Here is a 5694-nt window from a genome sequence, read left to right as displayed (position 1 = left end):
AACACCGCTCTTTAACAACAAGACAACCGATAAGTGTGGGTATTTGCGATGGGTACCTGATTTTGGGAGCCGGGTAACTGGTAACTGGAAGAGGGAAGTAAGAAATTGCAAGTGCTCAGACTTAAAGCATTAAAACTTTGAGAATGAGCGACCGCGATTTGGTTGAGTCTTAGGACGAGACTGAATCGCACACAGGAATTAAACTGAAGAGTTTGATCCTGGCTCAGATTGAACGCTGGCGGAATGCTTTACACATGCAAGTCGAACGGCAGCACGGGAGCTTGCTCCTGGTGGCGAGTGGCGAACGGGTGAGTAATACGTCGGAACGTATCCATGTAATGGGGGATAACGCAGCGAAAGCTGTGCTAATACCGCATACGCCCTACGGGGGAAAGCAGGGGATCTTCGGACCTTGCGTTATTGGAGCGGCCGACGTCTGATTAGCTAGTTGGTGGGGTAAAGGCCTACCAAGGCGACGATCAGTAGCTGGTCTGAGAGGATGATCAGCCACACTGGAACTGAGACACGGTCCAGACTCCTACGGGAGGCAGCAGTGGGGAATTTTGGACAATGGGCGCAAGCCTGATCCAGCCATTCCGCGTGAGTGAAGAAGGCCTTCGGGTTGTAAAGCTCTTTCAGCAGGGAAGAAACGATCTTGGCTAATACCTGAGATTAATGACGGTACCTGAAGAAGAAGCACCGGCTAACTACGTGCCAGCAGCCGCGGTAATACGTAGGGTGCGAGCGTTAATCGGAATTACTGGGCGTAAAGCGTGCGCAGGCGGTTTTTCAAGTCTGATGTGAAATCCCCGGGCTTAACCTGGGAACTGCGTTGGAAACTGAAAGACTAGAGTGCGGCAGAGGGGGGTAGAATTCCACGTGTAGCAGTGAAATGCGTAGATATGTGGAGGAATACCGATGGCGAAGGCAGCCCCCTGGGTCGACACTGACGCTCATGCACGAAAGCGTGGGTAGCAAACAGGATTAGATACCCTGGTAGTCCACGCCCTAAACGATGTCAACTAGTTGTTGGGGAGGGAGACCTCCTTAGTAACGCAGCTAACGCGTGAAGTTGACCGCCTGGGGAGTACGGTCGCAAGATTAAAACTCAAAGGAATTGACGGGGGCCCGCACAAGCGGTGGATTATGTGGATTAATTCGATGCAACGCGAAAAACCTTACCTACCCTTGACATGTACGGAACTTGCCAGAGATGGCTTGGTGCTTGAAAGAGAACCGTAACACAGGTGCTGCATGGCTGTCGTCAGCTCGTGTCGTGAGATGTTGGGTTAAGTCCCGCAACGAGCGCAACCCTTGCCATTAGTTGCTACATTCAGTTGGGCACTCTAATGGGACTGCCGGTGACAAACCGGAGGAAGGTGGGGATGACGTCAAGTCCTCATGGCCCTTATGGGTAGGGCTTCACACGTAATACAATGGTCGGTACAGAGGGTTGCCAACCCGCGAGGGGGAGCCAATCCCAGAAAGCCGATCGTAGTCCGGATCGGAGTCTGCAACTCGACTCCGTGAAGTCGGAATCGCTAGTAATCGCGGATCAGCATGTCGCGGTGAATACGTTCCCGGGCCTTGTACACACCGCCCGTCACACCATGGGAGTGGGTATTACCAGAAGCAGGTAGCTTAACCTTCGGGAGGGCGCTTGCCACGGTAGGATTCATGACTGGGGTGAAGTCGTAACAAGGTAGCCGTAGGGGAACCTGCGGCTGGATCACCTCCTTTCTAGAGAAAGCCTGTTGTAAATATCCACACTTATCGGTTGTTGTTGTCGAACAGGAAACGGAAGCGAGATCCAGGACCAGGGCAGAGTCCCAGCCTGAGTCAGCATCTTCGACCAGATCCTGCACACTGGGTCTGTAGCTCAGTTGGTTAGAGCACCGTGTTGATAACGCGGGGGTCGTTGGTTCGAGCCCAACCAGACCCACCACTGATTTGACATAAGCGGCGCGTGGCGGCGTTGTCGTCGGACTTGCCTACATAAGTAGGCGGCACCCGGCTCCACCTTGCTACGCTTGCTTCTGTCAAATCAGTGATTGGCGAAAATGCTTGGTCAACCGTTAAGCGGATTGACCAAGTAGCGCCAGGCGGGAGGAAGCGACGTGTGCTGTTGCACACGAGCGCCCGAGCAACGCCGCGCTACGCCGGTCAGGTCGCTTAACGGGGGATTAGCTCAGCTGGGAGAGCACCTGCTTTGCAAGCAGGGGGTCGTCGGTTCGATCCCGTCATCCTCCACCAGGTTTCGTGTGAAGTAGCCATGAAGCGTCAGGTGTAAAGTGCACGCACTTTAGACCTCACTCTTTATGAGTGGAGCTGTTCTTTAAAAAATTGGAAGAAGTAAAGTGTTTATTGCCGGCCGGGCAGCGAGCGATCGCTCCCTGAATGGCGATAGACAAACGGGTTTTGATTGTATCAACCGATCCGGGCTTAGTCAGTCTGGATCGGGTAGCAAACGCTGATTAACCTGTAACTGAGCGAATCTCGCAAGAGAGACTTAAGGTTATAGGGTCAAGCGACTAAGTGCATGTGGTGGATGCCTTGGCGATTACAGGCGATGAAGGACGTTGCAGCCTGCGAAAAGCTGCGGGGAGCTGGCAAGCAAGCTTTGATCCGCAGATGTCCGAATGGGGAAACCCACCCTTAGGGGTACCCTGAGCTGAATACATAGGCTCAGTGGGGCGAACCGAGCGAACTGAAACATCTAAGTAGCTCGAGGAAAAGAAATCAACCGAGATTCCGCAAGTAGTGGCGAGCGAACGCGGAACAGCCTGCAAGATTTAGCACACACGTTAACAGAACAGCCTGGAAAGGCTGGCCAAAGAGGGTGATAGCCCCGTACGTGAAAACCTGTGTGTGGAACTAAGTTTGCGACAAGTAGGGCGGGACACGAGAAATCCTGTCTGAACATGGGGGGACCATCCTCCAAGGCTAAATACTCGTAATCGACCGATAGTGAACCAGTACCGTGAGGGAAAGGCGAAAAGAACCCCGGGAGGGGAGTGAAATAGATCCTGAAACCGCATGCATACAAACAGTGGGAGCGGACTTGTTCCGTGACTGCGTACCTTTTGTATAATGGGTCAGCGACTTACGTTCAGTAGCGAGCTTAACCGAATAGGGGAGGCGTAGGGAAACCGAGTCTGATAAGGGCGATAGTTGCTGGGCGTAGACCCGAAACCAGATGATCTATCCATGGCCAGGATGAAGGTGCGGTAACACGCACTGGAGGTCCGAACCCACTAATGTTGAAAAATTAGGGGATGAGCTGTGGATAGGGGTGAAAGGCTAAACAAATCTGGAAATAGCTGGTTCTCTCCGAAAACTATTTAGGTAGTGCCTCAAGTATCACCTTCGGGGGTAGAGCACTGTTATGGCTAGGGGGTCATCGCGACTTACCAACCCATTGCAAACTCCGAATACCGAAGAGTGCGAGCTTGGGAGACAGACATCGGGTGCTAACGTCCGGTGTCAAAAGGGAAACAACCCAGACCGCCAGCTAAGGTCCCAAAGACACAGTTAAGTGGTAAACGATGTGGGAAGGCATAGACAGCCAGGATGTTGGCTTAGAAGCAGCCATCATTTAAAGAAAGCGTAATAGCTCACTGGTCGAGTCGTCCTGCGCGGAAGATGTAACGGGGCTCAAACTGTGCACCGAAGCTGCGGATATGTAATTTATTACATATGGTAGGAGAGCGTTCTGTAGGCCGTTGAAGGTGAGGTGAGAACCTTGCTGGAGGTATCAGAAGTGCGAATGCTGACATGAGTAGCGATAAAACGGGTGAAAAGCCCGTTCGCCGAAAGCCCCAGGTTTCCTGTGCAACGTTCATCGGCGCAGGGTGAGTCGGCTCCTAAGGCGAGGCTGAGAAGCGTAGTCGATGGGAAACAGGTTAATATTCCTGTACCGGCCTTGAATGCGATGTGGGGACGGAGAAGGTTAACTCAGCCAACTGTTGGAATAGTTGGTTTAAGTGTGTAGGCAGATCCCTTAGGCAAATCCGGGGGGTCAATGCTGAGGCATGATGACGAGGTGCTACGGCACTGAAGTGAGCGATACCATGCTTCCAAGAAAAGCCACTAAGCTTCAGTTCAAGGACGACCGTACCGCAAACCGACACAGGTGGGCAGGGTGAGAATCCTAAGGCGCTTGAGAGAACTCAGGAGAAGGAACTCGGCAAATTAACACCGTAACTTCGGGAGAAGGTGTGCCCCTAGTATGTGAAGCGACTTGCTCGCGGAGCAGAACGGGGTTGCAGTGAAAAGGTGGCTGCGACTGTTTAATAAAAACACAGCACTCTGCAAACACGAAAGTGGACGTATAGAGTGTGACGCCTGCCCGGTGCTGGAAGGTTAAGTGATGGGGTGCAAGCTCTTGATCGAAGCCCCAGTAAACGGCGGCCGTAACTATAACGGTCCTAAGGTAGCGAAATTCCTTGTCGGGTAAGTTCCGACCCGCACGAATGGCGTAACGATGGCCACACTGTCTCCTCCTGAGACTCAGCGAAGTTGAAGTGTTTGTGAAGATGCAATCTACCCGCGGCTAGACGGAAAGACCCCATGAACCTTTACTGTAGCTTTGCATTGGACTTTGAACATACTTGCGTAGGATAGGTGGGAGGCGTTGAAGCGGTATCTCCGGATATCGTCGAGCCACCCTTGAAATACCACCCTGGTGTGTTTGAGGTTCTAACCTAGGTCCATTATCTGGATCGGGGACCGTGCATGGTAGGCAGTTTGACTGGGGCGGTCTCCTCCCAAAGCGTAACGGAGGAGCACGAAGGTATCCTAGCTACGGTCGGAAATCGTAGCGATAGTGCAATGGCAAAAGGATGCTTGACTGCGAGACTGACAAGTCGAGCAGGTGCGAAAGCAGGTCATAGTGATCCGGTGGTTCTGTATGGAAGGGCCATCGCTCAACGGATAAAAGGTACTCTGGGGATAACAGGCTGATTCCTCCCAAGAGTTCACATCGACGGGGGAGTTTGGCACCTCGATGTCGGCTCATCACATCCTGGGGCTGTAGCCGGTCCCAAGGGTATGGCTGTTCGCCATTTAAAGTGGTACGTGAGCTGGGTTTAAAACGTCGTGAGACAGTTTGGTCCCTATCTGCCGTGGGCGCTGGAAATTTGAAGGGACCTGCTCCTAGTACGAGAGGACCGGAGTGGACGGATCTCTGGTGTACCGGTTATCACGCCAGTGGTATCGCCGGGTAGCTAAATCCGGAAGAGATAAACGCTGAAAGCATCTAAGCGTGAAACTCGCCTTGAGATGAGATTTCCCGGGGGCTAGACCCCCCTAAAGGGTCGTTCGAGACCAGGACGTTGATAGGCTGGGTGTGGAAGTGCAGTAATGCATTAAGCTTACCAGTACTAATTGCCCGTGAGGCTTGACCCTATAACCTTAAGTAGTGGGTTAGTGGTTAATACAGCGCAGTACAATCAAAACACGCAACACACTTTACTTCTTCCAATTCGGGACGCGGTCTGATCGAAAGATCGCACCGCGTCCGAGCAGCTTACGTCTGACGACCATAGCGTCCTGGAACCACCCCTTCCCATCCCGAACAGGGCCGTGAAACGGGACAGCGCCGATGATAGTGTGGATTACCCATGTGAAAGTAGGTCATCGTCAGACTTCTATACCAAAAAACCCTCAGGTGAAAACCTGAGGGTTTTTTACTTT

2 tRNA genes and 3 rRNA genes are annotated in these 5694 nt (G+C 52.6%); all 5 read left to right on the top strand.

From position 1 onward, the window contains the following. Positions 1-200 precede the first annotated feature (200 nt). The 5 genes from EI185_RS12275 (at position 201) to rrf (ending at position 5646) form a co-directional block, all read left to right on the top strand. A 16S ribosomal RNA gene (locus tag EI185_RS12275) occupies positions 201-1740 on the top strand. Between the two features lie 128 nt (positions 1741-1868). Next, positions 1869-1945 (top strand) — tRNA-Ile (locus EI185_RS12270). 232 nt (positions 1946-2177) lie between these two features. Further along, positions 2178-2253, top strand: a tRNA-Ala gene (locus tag EI185_RS12265). A gap of 268 nt (positions 2254-2521) precedes the next feature. After that, positions 2522-5406: ribosomal RNA gene (locus EI185_RS12260) — 23S ribosomal RNA — on the top strand. A 126-nt stretch (positions 5407-5532) separates the two neighbouring features. Continuing rightward, positions 5533-5646 (top strand): 5S ribosomal RNA (gene rrf, locus EI185_RS12255). The 16S, 23S and 5S rRNA genes sit together here with 2 tRNA genes alongside, the layout of an rRNA operon. Positions 5647-5694: the final 48 nt, after the last annotated feature.

The sequence above is a fragment of the Sulfuriferula multivorans genome, assembly GCF_003851125.1.
Taxonomy (GTDB): Bacteria; Pseudomonadota; Gammaproteobacteria; order Burkholderiales; family Sulfuriferulaceae; genus Sulfuriferula; species Sulfuriferula multivorans.
The sequence above is the reverse complement of the archived record's forward strand: the minus strand, read 5'-3'. Positions and strand labels throughout refer to the sequence as shown.